Genomic DNA, 21499 nt, shown 5'->3' with positions numbered 1-21499 from the left:
CTCGGCGCATCATGCCCGGGTTCCGGCCCCATGTCGCCAAATGCGCCGTTCGGCTACGATCTGCAACCGCCCATCGGCCCCCGCTGGCATCGGTCCGGCCGGAGTTCTAGCTTGGTATTGGGAAATTGGGGATACGACATGCTGCGTTTTCACGCCGCGCGACCGCGCTGCTCCGGATGGCATCGAAGGATCGGGGGATTCAGTCTGGTCGAGCTGATGGTGACGGTCGCCGTGCTGGCTGTGCTGATGAGCATCGCCATCCCCAGCTATACCTATCTGGTTAATTCCAACCGGCTGACTTCCGCCGCCAACGAAATGGTGGCCTCGCTGCAGCTGGCGCGCTCGGAAGCGATCCGGCTCAACCGCAACGTGGCGGTGTGCCGCAGCGACAACGGCAGCAGTTGCACCGCCGGCGGCGCATGGAACCAATGGATCACCATCGTGGTGACCGACGCCACCGTCCTGCGCGTCAGTGGTGTCAAGGCGCCGGTACAGATGAGCGTGAGCGCGGCGGTCAGCGGCAACAGCGACCGCATCGTCTTCAGTCCGGACGGGGTTGCCCGCAGCAGCACCGGAACGCTGCTCAATGCGGGCTTTTCCAGTTGCATCGCCACCACGCGGCCGAGCGAAAATTTGCGCGTGGTGTACATCGCCGGCGGCAGTCGGGTGGCCTTCTTCACTACCCCCGGCAATATCGCATGCCCTGCGCCCTCGGATTCTCCATCGACGTGAACGCCATGCTTACTTCCATTCCGCGACCGATCCCGATCGCAGCGCAACGCGGCGTCAGCCTGATCGAAGTGATGATCTCTGTGTTGATCATGGGCATCGGCATGCTGGGCGTGGCCGCCTTACAGGCGACCGCGCTGCGCAACAACCAGAGCTCTTTCGAACGCAGCCAGGTGGTGGTCGGTACGACCGGCATCTTCGATGCGATGCGGGCCAATCTCGACGTGGCCCGCAACGGCAACTACAACATGAGCATGACCTGTAGCGCGCCGAACGGGGCCTCACAGGTGGTGGCCGACCAGCGCAATTTCATCAATTCGCTGCAGGCGATCATGGGCGCCTCGGCATGCGGCGCGATCAATTGCAACGCCACGGCATGCCGGGTGACGGTGCAGTGGGACGACAGCAGGGGCAGTCACGCAGCCGCCGATGCGACGGCGGCGCAGACGCAGCAGTTCCAGACGGTGACCCGGCTATGAGTCGCATGCGCCGGGGGAGCGTGCCGGGCCGGCGCCGCAGCGCGGGCCTGAGCCTGATCGAATTGATGATCTCGCTGGTGCTGGGCTTGCTCGTCGTGGGTGCGGCCATCGGCATCTTCCTCACCAACCGGCGGACCTACACGGCCACGGAGAATCTCGGGCGCATACAGGAGAATGTGCGCACCGCGTTCGAGCTGATGACCCGCGACATTCGCGAGGCCGGTGGCAATCAGTGCAACAGCAGCGACAACATGGGGATGTCGAACGTCATCAACAATCCTGCATCGCGCTGGTGGACGAACTGGTCGGGCAACCGGATGGTCGGCGTGTCGGCAAGCGGTAGCTTTCCCGATGTCGTGTCAAATCGTGTGGCCAATACCGATGGCCTGATGCTGTTGTCTTCCGGCGACGCGACCGCGGTCGTCACCGCGCATAACCCGGCATCCGCGCGGTTCACAGTCAATGCGAGTACCCATGGTTTCAGGAATGGCGACTTTCTGATCGCGTGCGGCCCGAATGCCCAAGGTACCGGGGTGTTGCGAATGGGCGCGCTGTTCCAGATGAGCAGCGGCCAGGGAGGTACTACCATCGGCCATGCTGCATCCGGGTCGCCGGGAAATTCTAGTGCCAACCTTGGCATTAACGGTTCCGTTTTCACCTATGGGCCGAACACCCTGCTCAGTCGGCTCAATGCATCGCGCTGGTTCATCGGCACCAACCCGCGCGGCGGGCGCTCGCTTTATCAGGGCGTGTTGACCAACACCACCGGAACTCCGTCGATCGTCGATCAGGAAGTGGCCGAGAACGTTCAGAACATGACCATCACCTATCTGATTCCCAGCAATGGCGGCTACGTCAGTGCTGCGACAGTGGGGGCGCGTTGGAGCCAGGTGAGCGCCATCAATCTGTCCTTGACCTTCCAGACCCAGGATGCGATTGGAACGAACGGGCAGCCGGTGACGCGCACGATCAGCAATGTCATCACTTTGCGGAATCGCAACGAATGAGTACAACGCCCTCCCCAATCCGGGTCGCGCGCCAGGCCGGCGTGTCCTTGATCGTCGTGCTGCTGCTGCTGCTGGTGATGACCCTGCTGGGCCTGGCGGTCGTGCGCGGGACGCTGATGCAGGAGCGGATGAGTGGTAATCTGCTTGATCGCAGCGTCAACTTCCAAGCTGCCGAGTCGGCGTTGCGCGAGGGCGAGGCGCTGGCTGCCGCGCAAACCGTCGTGCCCACCGGCAGCGGATGCAGCGCTGGCGTTTGTGGGCGTCCGCTGGCCACCCAGACCGAGCGCTGGCGCGACCCCGGCTTCAACGGTTGGATCAACGCCAGCACCGCCAGCCGCAGTGCGTCGGCGTCCGCCACGAGTTTCTACATCGAATACATGGGTTCGTCCGAAGCCTGGTTCGAGTGCAACAGCGACGAGAAGTACACAGGCCAGCAGATCTGCGTGCGACCCATGTATCGGGTAGTGGCGCGCAGCCAGGCGCCTGGCCGCGCCAGCGTCATTCTTCAGTCCAGTTATATCGCGCCGTAAGACGGAGTCACCGCCATGAGCCAGTTTCACGACCATCGTGTGCAGCGACGCGGCCTTTGGCCCCGTCTCAACGCATTCGCTGCGGCCTTTGCCTGCACCATGCTGGCGCTACCGGCAAGCGCCGGTATCGTGGTACCCAGCTACCCGCTGCAGTCGGGGGGGCGCATCGCGCCCAATGTGTTGTTCATCCTGGATGACTCCGGCTCAATGGAAAACAATTACATGCCGGATACGTTGCCGCAGGCCAGAGATGGTGACAACGGCAATAACATCAGCTCTTACGTGTATACGAGAAATTCGATCTACTATAACCCTGCGACGAACTACCAGCCTTGGGTTGACGCCAGTGGCGCGTCGATGGCCGGTGGTACTGATTATGGTAGTGTCTATAGCGACGCTCACAATTTGACGTCGCCGATTAATCTTTACGATTATACGATCACGTTCTATGTTCCAAAGGATCTGAGCGAAAAATCGGAATCCTATTTGTCTGATGCCGCAAATTACCATCGCTACCAGATCATGCGGGACGGCGTCATCATTCGCAGCGAATTGCTGTACAACGTTGCGAACCAACAGGGGTTGAGTGGCCGTGGTTGCACCAACAGCAGTCGCGGCTGGCAATGGAAGAACTGTACGCGCGCGACGCCCACTGGCAGAAGCGAGGCGGACGAGCGTACCAACTTTGCGACCTGGTACTCCTACAGTCGCACGCGCATCAAGGTGGCCAAGGGAAGTGCTGGACATGCGTTTGCAGATCTGGGGACCAATGTCCGGGTTGGTTTCCGCACGATCTGGCAAAGAACGGCGGATTCACTCCCGATGAACGATGCAAACCCCATCCCGGTGACCAGGAACGACGGCCTGTTCGACAACCCAAATGGACTGAATGGGGATAACAACAATCGTAAGGTCTGGTACGACCGGCTGTATGCTGCCTATGGCAACAATGGTACGCCGCTGCACAGGGCGCTCAGCAATGCCGGCGCGTATTTCAGTAGCAGCGATGCTTCGGGTCCCTATGGTCCGCAAGCCGGCGCCGCGCAGCTCGTTTGCCGGCAGAACTTCACGATTCTGACCACCGATGGCTACTGGAATTCCAAGGGTGGCTACACGCCTGTCAACGAGCAGGATAACGTCGCCGGTTCTGCCATTTCCGGGCCGACCGGTAATACGTACACGTATACTCCTGCACGGCCCTATGCAAGTCCTGACGCGGATACCTTGGCCGACGTGGCGATGCGCTACTGGAAGTCGGATCTCAGGCCCGACATGGCCAATTCGGTGCCTACCAATTCCGCGGATCCTGCGTTCTGGCAGCACATGACGACCTTCGCGATTTCCATCGGTGCGAAGGGCATTCTGGATCCGGAAAATGATCTTCCGGCCCTCACCTCGGGCGCGAAGAGCTGGCCGACGCCTTCCAACGACAGCATCGCCAATATCGACGATCTTTGGCACGCGGCCGTGAATGGGCGCGGCAGTTTCATCGTGGCGAGCAATCCCGACGAATTCACGCAGGGGCTGAAGTCCGCACTTGGGTCGATCGTCGAGCGTACCGGTACAGCCGGCAACCTCGCTGCGAATTCCAGCAGTCTCACCAGCAGTACGAATGTCTATCAGGCCAGTTTCGTCTCCGGTAAGTGGACTGGGGCGCTCAAGGCGATTCCGGTAACAAGTACCGGCGTGGACTCGACCAATCCGTCCTGGGTAGCTAGCATTCCCGGTTCGGGGCGCACTATCCGCACGTGGAGCGGCACGGCGGGCGCGAGCTTCCCCACCTCCGCGCAGCAAACGGCATTGGCGCGTGCGGCGACCCCAACCGCCGCCGCTGTCAGCGGAGCCAACAACGCGGCCTACATCACCGGCACCCAGGATCTGGAGCAAAATCGTCCCAACGGGTATTTGCGCACCCGTAGCACCTTGATCGGCGACATCGTCAATTCCTCGCCGGCCTACGATACGGTCAGCGGCACCATCTTCATCGGTTCCAACGACGGCATGATGCATGCGTTCAACGCCGATACCGGCGTGGAGCGCTTCGCGTATGTGCCAGCCAGTCTGAACTTCACCGACTTGGCCACCCTCAGCGCACCGGACTACGACCATCGCTTCTTCGTGGATGGCCCGATCAGCATTTCCCGCAGGGATCAATTGAACAATCAGACAATCCTGGTCGGCACACTCGGTCGTGGCGGCAAGGGCATCTATGCGTTGGATGTGACCAGCCCCGACAGTTTCTCCAACAACAATGTGCTGTGGGAAAAGTCCGGCGACAATCAGGTGTCGACCACGGCCGACAATAATATGGGTCTGAATCTGGGCGCACCGGTCATCGCCAAGCTCAACAACGGCGATCTCGCGGTCATCGTGGCCAACGGCCCTAACAGCACCAACGAGCGCGCTGTGTTGTTTGTGTACCGGCTCAGCGATGGTGCGTTGCTTTCGGAAATCGACACAGGGGTGGGCTCTTCCTCGTCTCCGAATGGACTGTTTGCGCCCGCTGTGCGCGACGTGGACGGCAACGGGACCATCGACTATGTCTACGCCGGCGACATGCAAGGAAATCTCTGGCGCTTCGACCTCTCCGCGACGACCTCTTCCAGCTGGAACGCCGCGAGCAATCGCCTGCGCCTGTTCACTGCGACCAACTCCACAGGCACGCCTCAGCCCATCACTTCGGCACCGGCGATCGCGCGTGACCCTGCCAGCTTCCAGTTGTGGATCTTCTTCGGTACCGGTCGTTTTCTCACCACCGACGATGTGACCAACACGACCGTGCAGTCGGTCTACGGGATCAAGGACTCCACGACCAGTGTCGCCAAGGCCGACCTGCAGCGGCGCAAGTTCGTGGCGAGCGGCGTGGTCAACAATCAGATGGTGCGTGTCATGGAGGCCAACAGCGCGTTGGCAACGGGCAAGAAGGGCTGGTATCTGGACCTGATCGATCCGCCGGTGCCCGATCCCGCGCCTGCGACGGCCAATGGCGAGCGCGTCTACACCGGTGTGAACGTCATTTCCGGCGTGCTGACCTTCACCAGCAACATCCCCGACGATGACCCGTGCCTGCCGGGTGGCAAGGGTCAGGACAATGCCATCGATGCGTTCACTGGCTCCAGTCTCAATCAGTCGTTCTTCGATTTGGATCGGGACGGGTCTTATGCCGACGAAACGCTGACGGTCGGTGGCGTGTCGATTCCTGTCGCGTCGGTGGCCCTCGGTGGCTTGGGCAGCGCGAGCAATTACTTCACCGGGGGGGGCAGGCGGCAGCGGCGGTCTGGCTTGCCTGAATATCAACGATGGCAGCGCGGTCTGCAAACGGATCCGCGAAATTCGCAAGGTGGGGCGTGTGCAGTGGAAGGAATTACTCCAGGAATGACAGCGCTCGACCCGAAACGTTTCCCGCATCCATTGGAGCCAAGGCATGCCCAGTCGTAGTCGATTCGCAGCACAGCGCGGTTTCAGTCTGATCGAACTGATGATCACGGTGGCGATCATCGCCATACTGGCCAGTATCGCCATGGTCAGCTACAACTGGGCGATGATCAAGGCGCGGCGTTCGGCCGCTGCTGGTTGTTTGCAGGAGGCGGCGCAATACATGGAGCGCTTCCATACCACCAACATGAGCTACGTGAGCGCGGCCGGCACTGCTCCTGCGCTGCCGGCGTGCAGCGCCGACGTCAGCAACTTCTACACTGTGAGCCTGGCTGCCAGCAATGCAACAAGTTTCAGTATCACCGCGGTGCCGATCTCGGGAAAGGCGCAAGCGCGGGATGCTGACTGCGCGACATTGGCGATCAATCAGAGCGGCCTGCGTTCGGCCAGTGGCTCTCTGTCCTCGACCCCGGCGAAGTGCTGGTGAGGCAAAAAAAACCGCCGGGTAACGGCGGTTTTTTTTTAGGTGGCGCCCGAAGTTGGACTCGAACCAACGACCCCCTGATTAACAGTCAAGTGCTCTAACCGGCTGAGCTATTCGGGCGAGGCGCGCATTGTAAGCAGATCTTGGACGGCTGGCAAGCGCCTTTTTCGCTAAGGCCGGCATCGATGCCCGCCTGCATGGCGGACCGAGCGCGCCCTCCCGGTCGCGCTGACGATCACTTCGGTCATGATCGCGTGCCGGCGACAGATGCTGAAGGTGAGATTGCTCCCTGCAGCGCGCCCATCGGGGAGGTAGCGCATCTGCGAGCGCCCGGAAGACGAAACAATGCGCAGTCTGGGATGGCTGGGGGCTGCGGCTTCGGCCAGGATGTCATCGGGTCGATTGGGCTGCCTGTCGCCATCCGGATCCGTGTAGATCATCCAGTTGCCGCTCCAGTCGATATCGGGGGCGCAGCGTCCTTGAGTCTTCGAGGGGCACAGAGCCACCGGTTGTCCGCGGGCGATAGCCCAGCTGCGCGCCAAGGCAAGGTGCGCCAGTAACTCGTTGGTCGTGGCCAGTTCCCGATGCCGGTCAAGCAAGCGCCCAAAAGGTGGGAGCCCGAGGCTCAGCACGACCAACACGAGTGCTAGGCTGACGATCGCTTCCAGCAGGGTAAAGCCTTGAGTCCTTGTGGCCATGTCCGCTCCTTAGTTCGCGCCCCAAGCTTGCGGCGGAGGGGGTGCGCAAAGGCATCGCCTGGAAGCTGATAGGGCTGTAGGAATAATCCAGACATCCCTGTCATCCTCTGCTGGCTATACTCGTCGGTCATCTGCAGGTGAAGATGCATGTCCGACCGTTTCCAACTCGTATCGCCGTATTCGCCGGCCGGCGACCAGCCGCAGGCGATCGAGAAGCTGGTGGCCGGCTTCGAGGCCGGCCTGGCCAAGCAGACCCTGCTCGGCGTGACCGGGTCGGGCAAGACCTACACCATCGCCAACGTGGTCCAGGCGATCCAGAAGCCGACCCTGGTGATGGCGCCGAACAAGACGCTGGCGGCGCAGTTGTACGGCGAATTCAAGGCGTTCTTTCCCAACAACGCGGTCGAGTACTTCGTCAGCTACTACGACTACTACCAGCCCGAGGCCTACGTGCCGTCCTCGGACACTTTCATCGAGAAGGACAGTTCGATCAACGAGCACATCGAGCAGATGCGCCTGGCCGCGACCAAGACCCTGCTGTCGCGGCGCGATGCGCTGGTGGTGGCGACGGTCTCGGCGATCTACGGCTTGGGCGCGCCGGAGGACTACCTGTCGCTGCGGCTGATCCTGTCGATCGGCGAGCACGTGGAGCAGCGCCAGTTGATCCGCCACCTGACCGACCTGCAGTACACCCGCAACGAGTACGAATTGCACCGCGGCAGTTTCCGCGTACGCGGCGAGGTCATCGATGTGTTCCCGGCCGAATCCGACAGCGAGGCCTTGCGCATCGAACTGTTCGACGGCGACGTGGAGCAGCTGACCCTGTTCGATCCGCTGACCGGCGAGACGCTGCGCAAGCTGCAGCGCTACACGATCTACCCCAAGACCCACTACGCCACCACCCGCGAGCGCACGCTCAGCGCGGTGGACACGATCAAGCTGGAGCTGAAGGATCGGCTCGAACAGCTGTACGCGCAGAACAAGCTGGTGGAGGCGCAGCGGCTGGCGCAGCGTACCCAGTTCGACCTGGAAATGATGGCCGAGGTCGGCTTCTGCAACGGCATCGAGAACTACTCGCGGCATCTGACCGGCAAGGCGCCGGGCGAACCGCCGCCGACCCTGTTCGACTACCTGCCGCCGGACGCCTTGCTGGTGGTGGACGAGTCGCACGTCACCGTGCCGCAGATCGGCGCGATGTACAAAGGCGACCGCTCGCGCAAGGAAACCCTGGTGGAATTCGGTTTCCGACTGCCGTCGGCGCTGGATAACCGGCCGCTGCGCTTCGAGGAATGGGAGGCGCGCTCGCCGCGCAGTATCTACGTCTCGGCCACGCCGGGGCCCTACGAGTTGCGCGAGTCGGCCGGCGAGATCACCGAACTGGTGGTGCGCCCGACCGGGCTGATCGATCCGGAAGTGGAGATCCGGCCGGTGGCGACCCAGGTCGACGATCTGCTGTCGGAGATCAACCTGCGCGTGGCCGATGGCGACCGCGTCCTGGTCACCACGCTGACCAAGCGCATGGCCGAGAACCTCACCGAGTACCTCGGCGAGCACGGGGTGAAGGTGCGCTACCTGCACTCGGACATCGACACGGTCGAGCGCGTGGAGATCATTCGCGACCTGCGTCTGGGCAAGTTCGACGTGCTGGTCGGCATCAACCTGCTGCGCGAGGGTCTTGATATGCCGGAGGTCTCGCTGGTCGCGATCCTCGACGCCGACAAGGAAGGCTTCCTGCGCTCCACCGGCTCGCTGATCCAGACCATCGGTCGTGCCGCGCGCAACCTGCGCGGCAAGGCGATCCTCTACGCGGACAAGATGACGCGTTCGATGCAGGCCGCGATCGACGAAACCGGGCGCCGCCGCGAGAAGCAGGTGGAGTACAACCTGGAACACGGGATCGTCCCGAAGTCGGTGGCGCGCCCGATCGTGGACATCCTGGAGGGCGCGCGCGAGGACGCGACCGAGGCCAAGTCGGGCAAGGGCAAAGGCAAGGGCAAGGCGCGCCGGGTCGCGGAAGAGCCGGCCGACTACCGGGCGCTGGCGCCGGCGGAGATCGCCGCGCGGCTCAAGGCGCTGGAGCAGGAGATGTACCAGCACGCGCGGGACTTGGAGTTCGAGGATGCGGCGCGGGTGCGCGACCAGATCAAGAAGCTGCGCGATGCCAGTCTGGTCGGCTAGGCGGGCCGCAGCGGTGCCCGATCGGAAGGTGGGTATTGTTCTTGTCCGCCAGGTGGGCTAAGATTCGCGCCCCTGCAGCGGTGCGCCGCGGCAGAGAAGGGCGGTTAGCTCAGCGGTAGAGCACTACCTTGACATGGTAGGGGTCACAGGTTCGAACCCTGTACCGCCCACCACGACGCGAAAAAGCGAACGTGGAAACGACAAAGCCGGCAGACGCCGGCTTTTTTGTGTCTGCGCTCACGCCACCGGGTGCGCTCGGATGCTGGCCGCGCGGCCGGGCTTGCTTTAGCATCCGAGCGGACGATCAGGCGAGGAGGCCAGGCGCATGGTGGAATACCATCATACGGTGCAAGTCAAAGGACGCTACCAGCTCGTGGCGTTGACCCGGGAGCCGGACTACAGCCCGGCCAACGTGGTGGGCTATACGGTCACCACCGACGGCGGTGCGCGGGTGGATCCGCACGACATGTCGTGGGACGAGGCGCGTGTCTTCCTGGACACTCTGGTCGAGCGCGATCGGGACGCGGTCAGCGCGGAAAAGAAGCCCTCGCGGAACAAGCCGAGCACGCGGCAGCGTCGCTAGCGCGCCTGCACGTCTGGGCGGGCGCAAACCCGCCGGTAGCGATCGCTCCGCAGGACATGCCGGAGTTCCGGGCCTTGCGCAGGCGCCATCTGGGGCCTGGCGCTTGTGATGGGCCGACCTCCCTGGCCAAGCGCCGTTTCCGGTCGATGCCGTGCTTGCAGGTCCTCCTGCCGCGCGCACACCGACGCAACTCCTCTCAAAGCACGGAACTCGCTCTAGAATGTCGGCCAGGATGGATCAGGGAGGATAGGGCTTGTCGAATCGTAAACTCGTTGCGGCGGCGCTCGTCGTCGTGCTCACGGCCGTCTGCGGCTATTTCCTGTCCGGCTATCTGGTCCTGCTGCTGCTGAAGCTGGACACACGGATGTTCGGGCTAGGCACCTACTACCAGTACGTTCATGCCATTGGCTTGCCGGAGGTGGCTCCGTACGTCGGCAAGATCAAATGGGCCGGCTACCTCGGCTTCGGCTTGCCCGGCCTGGTGGCCCTGCTGATCCTGGTGCTGATGTTCAGGCCGCCCAAGCGCAGCCTGCATGGCGACGCGCGCTTCGCCGGCGCGGCCGACCTGTCCAAGCATGGGCTGTTCAAGACCAGCGGCGACGGCATCGTGGTCGGCAAGTTCCGCGGCAAGCTGGTGCGCCTCAGTGGCCAGCAGTTCGTGATCCTGGCGGCCCCGACCCGGTCGGGCAAGGGCGTCGGCGTGGTCATTCCGAACCTGCTGGAGTACCAGGAATCGGTGGTCGTCCTGGACATCAAGCAGGAGAACTTCGATCTGACCAGCGGCTGGCGCGCCAGCCAGGGCCAGGAGGTGTTCCTGTTCAATCCGTTCGCCGAGGATCGTCGCACCCATCGCTGGAATCCGCTCAGCTATGTCTCCGACGATCCGGCGTTCCGCGTCTCGGACCTGATGAGCATCGCCGCCATGTTGTATCCGGATGGCTCCGACGACCAGAAGTTCTGGGTCAGCCAGGCGCGCAATGCGTTCATGGCGTTCTCGCTGTACCTGTTTGAGAACTGGGACGACGAGCGCAACATCGGCTTCCCCGGCGGTCTCGGCACGCCGACGCTGGGCGCGATCTACCGCCTGTCGTCCGGCGACGGCACCGACCTGAAGAAGTACCTGAAGTCGCTGTCGGAGCGGCGCTTCCTCAGCGGCAATGCCAAGTCGGCGTTCTCCAACCTGCTGTCGCAGGCGGACGAGACCTTCGCCTCGATCATGGGCACGCTGAAGGAGCCGCTCAACGCCTGGATCAATCCGGTGCTGGATGCGGCCACCAGCGACAACGACTTCCTGCTGACCGACCTGCGCAAGAAGAAGATGACCATCTACATCGGCATCCAGCCCAACAAGCTGGCCGAGAGCCGCCTTATCATCAACCTGTTCTTCAGCCAGATCATCAACCTCAACACCAAGGAACTGCCCAAGAGCAATCCGGCGCTGAAGTATCAGTGCCTGCTGCTGATGGACGAGTTCACCGCGATCGGCAAGGTCGACATCATCGCCTCGGCAGTGTCATATATGGCTGGCTACAATGTCCGCCTTCTGCCGATCATCCAGAGCATGGCGCAGCTCGATGCCACCTATGGCAAGGACATCTCGCGGACCATCATCACGAATCATGCACTGCAGATTCTCTACGCTCCGCGCGAGCAGCAGGATGCCAACGACTACTCCGAGATGCTTGGCTACACCACCTTCCGCAAGAAGAACGTCACCCGCGGCAAGGATGTGACCCGAAGCGTGTCGGAGGAGAAGCGGGCGCTGATGCTGCCGCAAGAGTTGAAGGCGATGGGCAACGATCAAGAGGTGTTCTTGTACGAGGGCATTCCGCATCCGGTGAAGTGCGACAAGATCAAGTACTACAAGGATCGCTACTTCACCGCGCGGCTGCGTCCCAAAGTCGATATTCCGACACTCTCGATATGAAAGTGTGACGAAAAACACCTATTTTTTGGGCGCATTTATCATTTGAACGTTTTTTTGCCAAATGCTTGACGTGAGCATGCCCCTGCGGCACATTCTCGCGAGTATGGCGGTGCGTTGGTAACAGAAACAGGAACAGGGGCGTGGGCCGAACGGCGCACGTAAGGGGTGACATGGAAGGTTTGCTGTCAAATTCCGTTTTCTTCGGCGCTGATCGCGCGGCCTCGGATCCGTCCGGTTGTCTGCCGCAGATCCGTGCCCGCGCCGTTTCCGGCGCCTTCCTTGCCGCGACGCGCGTGTCGTGCCGTCGCGTCGAACTTCGCCATCCAGCAGTGGGCCGCCTGCGCGCCGCCCGCTCTCTATACGTTTCCGCAATTCAGAGGCTCGCGTGAAAAGAACGCATATGTTTCGGCTGATCGCTACGTTGAGTGCCGTCGCGCTGTTGAGCGCCTGTGCAACCAGGCCGGCACCCGACTTCCGCGGCAAGTGGAAGCCGGTCAACCGTTTCTCCGAGTCGACCATGGAGATCCCGCTGTACTCGTCGTACGTGTATCAGGCGATCCCGATGGACGGCACGCTCAAGACGATGCTCGAGCGCTGGGCCAAGGATTCGAACATGCAACTGTCCTACGGCATCCAGTCCGATTACACGCTGTATGCCCCGGTCGCCAAGATCAACACCACCAGCATCCAGCAGGCGGTCGCCGAGCTGAGCGTGGTCTATGCGCAGGAAGGGCTGAGCGTGACCGCGGCGGGCAATCGCATCCTGGTGCAGCCGTCGTCGTCGCTGAGCGGCGCGCCGGCAGCCAGCGGCAGCGCGAAGTGACGTCACCGTCGGCCTGCACGCTGCGCGCCGACAGCCACATTACGAAACCTGGTGAAGTCTGATGTTCGGTAAAAAGCCGGTCGAAAGCGAAAACGTCAACAAAGCGGTAGCGAAGGCGGTCAACTACGAAATCAGCATTGCTGATCTGGCTCGCCGCAGCGAGCGCCGTGCGTGGTGGGTCGCGTTCGGCGCCATCATCATGTGCCTGCTCCTCGGCGGCGGGTACTACTACATGCTGCCGTTGAAGGAGAAGGTGCCGTATCTGGTGATGGCCGATGCGTATACCGGCAATTCTACCGTGTCTGTGCTGCGCAACATTGGCGATGTGCAGAGCGTCACCACCAGCGAGGCGTTGGCCAGGAGCAATGTGGCACGCTTCATTACCGCGCGCGAGTCCTACGACTCGGAGATGATGGGGCTCAACGACTGGAATACGGTGTTCTCGATGGCGCCCCGCGATACCGCGGTGGGGGCTGAGTACTTCAATCTGCATGCGCCCAGCAATCAGTCCGCGCCTTACTACATCTACGGCAAGGTGCGCTCCATTCGGGTCAAGATTCTGAGCATTACGCTGCTCGGTGGCGGCGGCAAGCCATATACCGGCGCCAATGTGCGCTTCCAGCGCAGCATCTACGACAAGAAGACCGGCCAATCCACGTTTCTCGACAATAAATTCGCCATTCTTGGCTTCCGTTACAACAATAATCTGGCCATGGACGAGGATCTGCGAGTGCAGAATCCGCTGGGTTTCCAAGTGACCGACTACCGGGTCGACAACGATTACTCGGCCATGCCGGTTCCGCCGTCGCCCGCCGTGCAGACGCCTGCCACGGGCGCGGTCCAGCAGCCGGCGTCCGCTCAGATGGATGGAACGACGGGGCAAGTGCCGGGGCAGCAGATGCCGGGCCAGCCGGTGGCGCCGGGCGCTGGCGGCACGATGCCGGTTCCGCAGCAGGCGCCGATGGCCAACCCGGCCAGCGCGCCAGTCTATCCGGGAGCGCAGCCCGCTACTGCGCCTCCCGTGCCCAACGTTGCACCTCAGCACAATGGTAATGGAGCGAACGTTCGATGAGTTTCCTGACGAAAACCGGTGCGGCGCATATTGCGTTGCTGGCTCTGGGCCTGTTTGCGCCGATCGCGTCGGCCCAGGTGGTTCAGCAGTACGAGTACGAGCCTGACAAGATCTACCAGGTGCGTACCGGCCTGGGCATCACCACCCAGATCGAACTGAGCCCGAACGAGAAGATCCTCGATTACAGCACCGGTTTCACCAGTGGCTGGGAACTCAGCCGTCGCGAGAACGTCTTCTATCTGAAGCCGAAGAACGTCGACGTCGACACCAACATGATGATCCGCACCGCCACCCATTCCTACATTCTGGAACTGAAGGTGGTGGCCACGGACTGGCAGCGGCTGGAGCAGGCCAAGCAGGCCGGCGTGCAGTACAAAGTGACCTTCACCTATCCGAAGGACACCAGCTTTGCCGCCGCCAGCGACGAGGTGAAGGATGAGTCGCAACTCGACACGCGGCTGACTAAGGACCGCCATTACTACTTCGACTACGACTATTCCACGCGTTCCAAGCAAATGTGGATCGTGCCGAGCAGCGTCTACGACGATGGCAAGTTCACCTACATCAAAATGGATCTGACGCGTTTCCCGACGGGCAATTTCCCGGCCGTGTTCGGGCGCGAGAAGGAAAGCGATGAGGATTTCCTGGTCAACACCACAGTCGAGGGCAATACCCTGATTGTCCACGGGACCTATCCCTTCCTGGTCATCCGCCACGGCAAGAATGTTGTCGGCTTGCGTAGGAACAAGCAAAAGTGAACTCGAATCTACCCCCGTCTGACGAAAACTACGGCAACGACCACGGTCAGCCGCGCTCCCCGCATGCGGACGATGCGCCGCGCGAGAATCCCTATTTCGCTCGCCAGCAGCAGACTGCTGACCCGAATCTGGACGCCAACGAGCCGGTGCTCCGCTCCAGCGATCTGAAGAAGCTCAATCGCAAGGCGCTGGTGTTCCTGGGCGGCATCGCCGCGCTGTTGGTCCTGGCGATCTTCTGGCTGGTGAGTGGTAGCAGCGCGCCTGAGCCGGCACCGAAGCCGCGCCAGGAAGCGGTGGTGGCACCTGCGTTGCCGCAGACCGCGGCGCCGCTACCGGTGCAGCCGGCCGAGCCGGTGCAACTGGCCGAGCAACCGAGCCTTCCGCCGCTGCCGCCGATGCCCACTGAAAAAGACCCCATGGTGCAGTCCTCGTCTCGGCAGGACCGCGGGCCGTCACTCCTGGAGCGGCGCATGGCCGGCATGCAGCAGGAAGCAGGCATGGGCGGGCAGGGTATCGGCATGCCGCAGGGTCAGGAGCTGGGAGGCTTGCAGCAGCAGGACCAGGTGACGTCCGCAAAGCCGATCGCCAATCCGGACGGTTTGCTGGTGCGCGGCACCTATATCCGTTGTGTGCTGGAGACCCGGATCATCACAGATTTCCCGGGCTTCACCTCCTGCATCATCACCGAGCCGGTGTACTCCATCAATGGCAGGCGCCTGCTGCTGCCGAAGGGATCGAAGATTCTCGGTCAGTACGGCGCCGCAGAGCCGACCGGTCCGCGCATGCAGGTGGTCTGGGATCGCATCACCACGCCTACCGGCATCGACGTGACCCTGGTTGGTCCTGGCGTCGACAACCTCGGCAGTGCCGGTCATCCGGGCCAATACAATGCACATTGGGCGAGCCGCATCTCGTCCGCGCTGATGATCAGCTTGCTCAGCGATGCCTTCAAGTGGGCGGCGGCCGAGCATGGCCCGAAGACCACGACGACCGGCCTCAACTCCGGCGTGGTCACCGAGCAGCCGTTCGAGAGCAATACGGCGCAGTCCATCCAGCGTCTGGCCGACCAGGCACTGGATCGCCGGCGTCCGGCCACCGTGACCATCAACCAGGGCACCATCGTGAACGTCTACGTGGCCAAGGACGTCGACTTCACGGCCGTGTTGCCGCGTTGACCGAGATCGAGACAGCGACGTGACGTTCGACGACTCTCCGACCGCGCAGATCTCCACGGATTTCCTGGATTACCAGTACTCGGTGCTGGGCATCCTGGATTACCTCAACTCGCCGGACGTGACGGAAATCTGCATCAACCGTCCCGGCGAGCTGTACCTGGAGACCCTGCGTGGCTGGCAGCGAATGGATATCCCTTCGCTGACCTTCGACCGCGCGCGGCAGTTCTGCACAGCGGTGGTCAACGAGAGCAATACCGGCCAGCGCATCACCGATGCCGATCCGGTGGTGTCGTTGACCTTTCCCACCGGGCAGCGCGCGCAGTTCGTGATCCCGCCGGCCTGCGATGCCGGCAAGGTGTCGATCACCATCCGCCTGCCGTCAAAGCACACCAAGACCCTGGAGCAGTACAAGGAAGACGGCTTCTTCCAGGAGATCCTGGAGGTGCAGTCGGGGCTCAGCGAGCAGGATCGCGAGCTGCTCGAACTACGGAGGCAGCGCGATTACGCCGAATTCTTCAAGAAGGCGGTGCTGTTCAAGAAGAACGTCGTCGTCGCCGGCGCGACCGGCAGCGGCAAGACCACCTTCATGAAGTCGCTGGTCAATCACATCCCGCACGAAGAGCGGCTGGTGACCATCGAGGACGCGCGCGAGCTCTTCATCAGCCAGCCCAATTCCGTGCATTTGCTCTACTCGAAAGGTGGACAAAGCACGAGCAACGTCACCGCGAAGAGCTGCATGGAAGCATGCCTGCGCATGAAGCCGGACCGCATCATCCTTGCGGAGCTGCGCGGCGACGAGTCGTTCTACTTCATCCGCAACTGCGCCTCCGGTCATCCCGGTTCCATCACCAGCTGCCATGCTGGCAGCATCGGGCAGACCTGGGATCAGTTGGCGCTCATGGTCAAGGCGTCGGCCGAAGGGTCGGGCCTGGAGTTCGCAGTCATCAAGCGGTTGTTGATGATGACCATCGACATCGTTGTCCACATCAAATCGCACGCGGGCCGGCGCTATATCACCGGTATCGATTTCGATCCGGAACGCATGCAGTCGGGTGGGGGATGAATATGTTCATTAAGGTGAAAGGGCGAAACAGCGCCGATTGACTTTGAATTTTTCTTCCAACACGATTGATTTGCGACATCTGCGGCGTTCTTGGCGATTTGCCACGACGCCGATGCATAGGGAGTAACCACGGCATGTTGCCAGGCATGGAACTACTCAGCTGTCCCGAAATGGCGGTTCCGGCTGAAGTCATGCAGCACGTTGTGCGCGTCGAGTCGTCGCACAATCCGTTCGCGATCGGCGTGGTCGGCGGCCGCCTGGTGCGCCAGCCGCAGAACCTGTCCGAAGCCGTCGCCACCGCGCGGATGCTGGAAGAGAAGGGTTACAACTTCTCCCTGGGCCTGGGGCAGGTCAATCGCTACAACCTGATCAAGTACGGCCTGGATACCTACGAGAAGGCGTTCAAGACCTGTCCGAATCTGCAGGCCGCGTCGAAGATCCTGGCCGAGTGCTATAGCCGCTCCGGCGGCAACTGGGGCAAGTCGTTCAGTTGCTACTATTCCGGCAACTTCGAGACCGGGTACCGCCACGGTTACGTGCAGAAGGTCTACGCGTCGATCAATCAGAGCAGGGCGCTTGCCGCGTCCACCGCTGGTGCGATCCCGGTGATCCCGGCGGGAGGCGTGCGCCGCGTGGTCACAGACTCGGTGAAAGCCGCGGCGGTGCGCGAAGTGGATTCGATCGTGTCGAGGCGGATCGACGCGGCGGCCGGTCAGCTTGCCAGCGGTCTCGCCACGCAAGGTCAACCATCACTGCGTGCCCAAGCTGCCGTTGCGGCGCCAGCGCAGCCAACGGCAGGTGCTGTAGCGGCCGTGTCGGCACAGGCGGCTGCCGCAGATTCCGATCTTTATGTAATACGACCGACAGGCGCCGGCAAAGGAGTGGCGGTTCCTGCAGGTGGCGGAGCGCCCACAGTTCCGCACGTTGCCGCACACGCGCCTCAGGCAGTGGCGGGAACGGCCGTTCCTGGCACAAGTACGCCGCCGCCGACGTCTGGCGACGGGGCCTTCGTATTCTAGCCAGATGCAGTAGCACGGCCATGCAAATGGCTTTTGACCACCCCCTGTTTCCAAATCAAGGAGAAACCCATGATGTTCAAGAAAGCTAAAGTGAATTCGAACGCCAAGGTCATCGGTATGGCGGCGTTGAAGGCGGCGATGTTCACCGCAGCCGTGTTCGCCTCTGGCGTCGCGATGGCGGCGGGCGCCGGTGTCGACTATGCCGGCGCCGACCAGAAGGTCTGCGGCTTCCTCGGCAAGACCAACAACATTCTGAACATGGCTTCGATCGTGGTGGTGACGATCGCCGTCGTCTTTGCCGGTTACCAGATCGCCTTCGCGCACAAGCGGGTCTCCGAAGTGGCTCCGGTTCTGCTGGGTGGCGTGTTGATCGGTGCTGCCGGCCAGTTGGCCAAAATGCTCATCGGCGACACTGGCCAGACGGCCTGCACCGCGGCCATCACGCTCGTTCAGCACGCCGTGCAGTATGCATAAGAACGTACTTTTCCGGGGCTGCACCCGGCCTGCGATGTTTTTCGGGGTGCCGTACATCCCGTTCTTCATCGGCGCGGGCGGCGGCTTCCTGATGGGTATCTATTTCAATATGTGGCTGCTGGCGCTCATTCCGGTCATCGTCTTCATCATGCAGCAGATGACCAAGCGGGACGAGATGATCTTCCGCATGCTCGGGTTGCGCTGGATGATGCGGATGCGCGTGCGCAACCTGCAGCGCTATTCCGGCATGTGGGTGTTCTCGCCGAATGAGTACAGGAAAGAGGTGCCGGGCGCCAAGCGCTAGCTTGGAACCGGGCGCCGGGTCTCGACCCCATGCACGACGCCTGTGTCGTGCATGGGGTTGTTCGGTTTTTCGTGTCGACTCGCCGGCAGTGCTGGTGTGAGCGGGGTCGGCGGTTCCCGGTGCATCTGCGCCGGGCCTTGGCAAGACGAAACGGATTCTGAGTTCTATTATGTTCATCCCGGATACTTCGATCAGCGAATTCATCTCCATCTCCACGCATGTGGCGCCGTCCGTTCTGAAGACGACGGGAGGAGATTTCATGCTGGTCTGGCACCTGGGCGGGCTTCCATTCGTGGGCCGCGAAGAGTGGGAGATCGAACACCGGCACAACACGTTCAACCGCATGCTGCAGACGCTGCGCGCTCCGGATTTCGCCAATGTGGCGTTCTGGGTGCACGATGTGCGCCGCCGCCGTCGCATCAAGAACGGCAGCAAGTTCAAGCAGGCGTTCAACCAGGCCTTGTCTGATCAGTACTACGGGACATTGTCCTCGCAGAAGATCATGCAGAACGAGCTGTACATGACCATGATGTATCGCCCGGTAGTGACCGGTAAGCGTCTCATGGATAAGTCGTCGAACATTTCCCAGTTGCAGTCAGAACAGGACCAGGCGATCGCCAAGGTCCTTGAACTTGCAGGCAACGTCGAAGCCGTGCTGAAGGATTATTCGCCGTACCGGCTTAGCATGTACGAGGCCACCAATGGCGTGGTGTTCTCCGAGACGCTGGAGTTCTTCGGTTATCTGATCAATCGCATCGACGAGCCGGTACCGGTGCTGCAGGCGCCGGTGCCCGCCTATCTGCCGGTCAGCAAGCACATGTTTGCCAACAAGACCGGCGACTTCGTGATCAAGACCCCGGAGGGTGTCAATCATTTCGGTGCCATTCTGAACATCAAGGAATACACCGACGGAACCTATCCCGGCATCCTCAATGGCCTGAAGTATCTCGACTTCGAGTATGTGGTGACCCACTCCTTCAGCCCGATGGGCCGGCACGACGCGCTGAAGGTGCTCGATCGCACCAAGGGCATGATGGTGTCCTCGGGCGACAAGGCGGTCAGCCAGATCCACGAACTCGACTTGGCGATGGATCAGCTGTCGTCGGGCAACTTCGTCCTGGGCGAGTACCACTTCACCATTGCGGTCTACGCCGATACGCAGGAGAAGCTCTCGCAGCAGGTGGCGACCACCCGCGCGGAACTGTCCAATGCCGGCTTTGTCTCGACCAAGGAGGATCTTGCGGTTGCGTCCTCTTTCTACGCCCAGTTGCCAGGGAACTGGCGCTACCGTACGCGTATCGCCAGTGTCAGCTCGCTGAACTTCCTCGGTCTGTCGCCGCTGCACAATTTCGCTCAGGGCAAGCGCGAGAACAATCCGTGGGGCGAGTGCGTCACCACCTTGCAGACCACCAACGGCCAACCGTACTACTTCAATTTCCACGCCACGCATCCTGCGGAGAACTCGCTCGGCGAGAAGGCGATCGCCAACACCATGGTGATCGGCAAGTCGGGTACCGGTAAGACCGCGTTGATCAACTTCCTGCTCAGCCAGGTGCAGAAGTTCGATCCGATCCCGACCATCTTCTTCTTCGACAAGGATCGCGGCGCCGAGATCTTCGTGCGCGCCTGCGGCGGCAATTACCTGGCGCTGGAGAACGGCAAGCCCACCGGCTTCAACCCGTTCCAGTGCGAGCGCACCGAGGCGAACGTGCAGTTCCTGGCCGACCTGATCAAGGTCCTCGCCGGCAAGATCGAGTACACCTCGCGCGAGGAGGAGGACATCTTCCGCGGCGTGGAGGGCATGCTCGACACGCCCATGCATCTGCGCAGCATGACCAACTTCCGCAAGAGCCTGCCCAACATGGGCGACGACGGCCTGTACGCGCGCATGCGCAAGTGGACCGCCGGCAACTCGCATGGCTGGGTGTTCGACAATCCGGTCGATACGATCGACCTCGAGAAGGCCAGCATCATCGGCTTCGACTACACCGACGTCATCGACAATCCGGAAGTGCGGGTTCCGGTCATCAACTATCTGCTGCATCGGCTGGAAGCCCTGATCGATGGCCGGCCGCTCATCTACGTGATGGACGAGTTCTGGAAGATCCTCGATGGCAAGGGCGGCCTGAAGGAATTCGCCAAGAACAAGCAGAAGACCATCCGTAAGCAGAACGGCCTGGGTATCTTCGCCACCCAGAGCCCGGAGGATGCGCTCGCTAGCGACATTTCCGCGGCGCTGGTCGAACAGACCGCGACGATGATCCTGCTGCCCAATCCCAATGCCAGCAAGGAAGACTACATGGACGGCCTCAAGCTCACCGAGGCCGAGTACCAGGTCGTGGTCAGCCTGGACGAGCGCTCGCGCTGCTTCCTGGTCAAGCAGGGCCATGGATCGTCGGTGTGCCAGCTCAATCTGCGCGGCATGGACGATGCGCTGTCGGTCATCTCGGCGTCGACCGACAATATCGAAATCATGCACCAGGTGCTGGAGCGCAAGGCCAAGGAACACGGCGTCGCGCCGGACGATCTGACGCCAGAACAGTGGTTGAACGAGTTCTACGCACGTCGCAAGGGCTCCGGAAAATCGGGTCCGGCGAGGTCGGTGTCTTCGGATAATCGGGGGGCCGCGGCGGTCAGCTGACCGCTTTGCCCAAATCACGCATGACGGCTTTTCTACAAGAATCGAGGAGAGCAGGAAAAACCAGGACTACGATTCGCTCGGACAGTATCAACGAGTCTGTCCGCTCGCATTGAAGTCCGGTAGTTGGAAGGGAACAAAGCCGGCAAATATGTCGCCAACGGAACACTGAAAAAGACATGC

At 61.9% G+C, this 21499-nt stretch carries 20 protein-coding genes and 2 tRNA genes; 19 read left to right on the top strand and 3 right to left on the bottom strand.

The features are described 5' to 3' along the window. The first annotated feature begins 138 nt into the window (after nt 1-138). From D588_RS0111890 to D588_RS0111865, 6 genes are read left to right on the top strand one after another with little or no spacing between them, the layout of a single operon-like run. Nucleotides 139-732 carry a GspH/FimT family pseudopilin gene (locus D588_RS0111890; protein WP_051067867.1) on the top strand — a complete coding sequence of 198 codons (594 nt, stop codon included), beginning with the start codon at nt 139-141 and terminating at the stop codon, nt 730-732. 5 nt (nt 733-737) lie between these two features. After that, nucleotides 738-1208, top strand: coding sequence for a type IV pilus modification protein PilV (gene pilV, locus D588_RS0111885; protein WP_051067868.1), 471 nt, complete (start codon nt 738-740; stop codon nt 1206-1208). Beyond that, entirely contained in the window at nt 1205-2215 is a 1011-nt protein-coding gene (locus D588_RS0111880; RefSeq protein WP_043084567.1) for a prepilin-type N-terminal cleavage/methylation domain-containing protein, read from the top strand. The genes pilV and D588_RS0111880 overlap by 4 nt, the downstream gene beginning before the upstream one ends. A gap of 41 nt (nt 2216-2256) precedes the next feature. Further along, nucleotides 2257-2745, top strand: coding sequence for a PilX N-terminal domain-containing pilus assembly protein (locus tag D588_RS0111875; protein ID WP_232764285.1), 489 nt, complete (start codon nt 2257-2259; stop codon nt 2743-2745). 15 nt (nt 2746-2760) lie between these two features. After that, the gene (locus D588_RS26645; RefSeq protein WP_232764284.1) at nt 2761-6183 is read left to right on the top strand and encodes a PilC/PilY family type IV pilus protein; all 3423 of its coding nucleotides are present in this window, start codon (nt 2761-2763) and stop codon (nt 6181-6183) included. Then, nucleotides 6170-6607 (top strand): type IV pilin protein, encoded by a 438-nt coding sequence (locus tag D588_RS0111865; protein WP_026143629.1) that lies wholly within the window; start codon nt 6170-6172, stop codon nt 6605-6607. The genes D588_RS26645 and D588_RS0111865 overlap by 14 nt, the downstream gene beginning before the upstream one ends. A 40-nt stretch (nt 6608-6647) precedes the next feature. On the opposite strand, the gene D588_RS0111860 is transcribed toward D588_RS0111865, so the two are convergent. Next, a tRNA-Asn gene (locus tag D588_RS0111860) sits at nt 6648-6724 on the bottom strand. 50 nt (nt 6725-6774) lie between these two features. Next, nucleotides 6775-7302: a GspH/FimT family protein gene (locus D588_RS26640; RefSeq protein ID WP_081613541.1), complete on the bottom strand. Its 528-nt coding sequence runs from the start codon at nt 7300-7302 to the stop codon at nt 6775-6777. A 147-nt stretch (nt 7303-7449) separates the two neighbouring features. Between D588_RS26640 and uvrB the strand changes: the two genes are divergently transcribed. The 4 genes from uvrB to D588_RS0111840 all read left to right on the top strand — a co-directional run bounded on the left by uvrB (nt 7450) and on the right by D588_RS0111840 (nt 11990). Beyond that, nucleotides 7450-9480: an excinuclease ABC subunit UvrB gene (gene uvrB, locus D588_RS0111855; RefSeq protein ID WP_017916129.1), complete on the top strand. Its 2031-nt coding sequence runs from the start codon at nt 7450-7452 to the stop codon at nt 9478-9480. Between the two features lie 98 nt (nt 9481-9578). Continuing rightward, nucleotides 9579-9653, top strand: a tRNA-Val gene (locus tag D588_RS0111850). Nucleotides 9654-9805: 152 nt separating this feature from the next. Next, nucleotides 9806-10063, top strand: coding sequence for a hypothetical protein (locus D588_RS0111845; protein ID WP_017907229.1), 258 nt, complete (start codon nt 9806-9808; stop codon nt 10061-10063). A gap of 253 nt (nt 10064-10316) precedes the next feature. Further along, nucleotides 10317-11990 (top strand): type IV secretory system conjugative DNA transfer family protein, encoded by a 1674-nt coding sequence (locus tag D588_RS0111840; RefSeq protein WP_026143628.1) that lies wholly within the window; start codon nt 10317-10319, stop codon nt 11988-11990. Nucleotides 11991-12175: 185 nt separating this feature from the next. Here D588_RS0111840 and D588_RS27840 read toward each other — a convergent pair whose 3' ends face one another. Then, nucleotides 12176-12313: a hypothetical protein gene (locus tag D588_RS27840; protein WP_157835126.1), complete on the bottom strand. Its 138-nt coding sequence runs from the start codon at nt 12311-12313 to the stop codon at nt 12176-12178. Nucleotides 12314-12390: 77 nt separating this feature from the next. Here D588_RS27840 and D588_RS0111835 point away from each other — a divergent pair, with 77 nt between their 5' ends. The 9 genes from D588_RS0111835 (at nt 12391) to D588_RS0111795 (ending at nt 21319) form a co-directional block, all read left to right on the top strand. Next, nucleotides 12391-12813: a hypothetical protein gene (locus D588_RS0111835; protein ID WP_017916128.1), complete on the top strand. Its 423-nt coding sequence runs from the start codon at nt 12391-12393 to the stop codon at nt 12811-12813. Nucleotides 12814-12874: 61 nt separating this feature from the next. Next, nucleotides 12875-13885, top strand: a complete 1011-nt coding sequence (locus tag D588_RS0111830; RefSeq protein ID WP_017916127.1) for a type IV secretion system protein — start codon at nt 12875-12877, stop codon at nt 13883-13885. Then, a complete protein-coding gene (locus tag D588_RS0111825) occupies nt 13882-14643 on the top strand; it encodes a TrbG/VirB9 family P-type conjugative transfer protein (RefSeq protein WP_043084564.1) in 762 nt (253 codons plus the stop codon). The genes D588_RS0111830 and D588_RS0111825 overlap by 4 nt, the downstream gene beginning before the upstream one ends. Continuing rightward, entirely contained in the window at nt 14640-15818 is a 1179-nt protein-coding gene (locus tag D588_RS0111820; protein ID WP_017916125.1) for a TrbI/VirB10 family protein, read from the top strand. Before D588_RS0111825 ends, D588_RS0111820 begins: the two co-directional genes overlap by 4 nt. Nucleotides 15819-15837: 19 nt before the next feature. Then, nucleotides 15838-16881 (top strand): P-type DNA transfer ATPase VirB11, encoded by a 1044-nt coding sequence (virB11, locus tag D588_RS0111815; protein WP_017907223.1) that lies wholly within the window; start codon nt 15838-15840, stop codon nt 16879-16881. Nucleotides 16882-17027: 146 nt separating this feature from the next. After that, nucleotides 17028-17900, top strand: a complete 873-nt coding sequence (locus D588_RS24605) for a lytic transglycosylase domain-containing protein (protein ID WP_193314146.1) — start codon at nt 17028-17030, stop codon at nt 17898-17900. A gap of 72 nt (nt 17901-17972) precedes the next feature. Further along, a complete protein-coding gene (locus tag D588_RS0111805) occupies nt 17973-18374 on the top strand; it encodes a TrbC/VirB2 family protein (protein WP_043084570.1) in 402 nt (133 codons plus the stop codon). Further along, nucleotides 18367-18678 (top strand): VirB3 family type IV secretion system protein, encoded by a 312-nt coding sequence (locus tag D588_RS0111800; RefSeq protein WP_081613540.1) that lies wholly within the window; start codon nt 18367-18369, stop codon nt 18676-18678. The genes D588_RS0111805 and D588_RS0111800 overlap by 8 nt, the downstream gene beginning before the upstream one ends. A 169-nt stretch (nt 18679-18847) precedes the next feature. Further along, on the top strand, nt 18848-21319 hold the full coding sequence (locus tag D588_RS0111795; RefSeq protein WP_017916121.1) for a VirB4 family type IV secretion/conjugal transfer ATPase: 2472 nt from the start codon (nt 18848-18850) through the stop codon (nt 21317-21319). Nucleotides 21320-21499 lie beyond the last annotated feature (180 nt).

It is taken from the genome of Xanthomonas sp. SHU 308, assembly GCF_000364645.1.
GTDB classification, from domain to species: domain Bacteria; phylum Pseudomonadota; class Gammaproteobacteria; order Xanthomonadales; family Xanthomonadaceae; genus Xanthomonas_A; species Xanthomonas_A sontii.
This window is presented reverse-complemented; position numbering and strand designations above follow the sequence as displayed.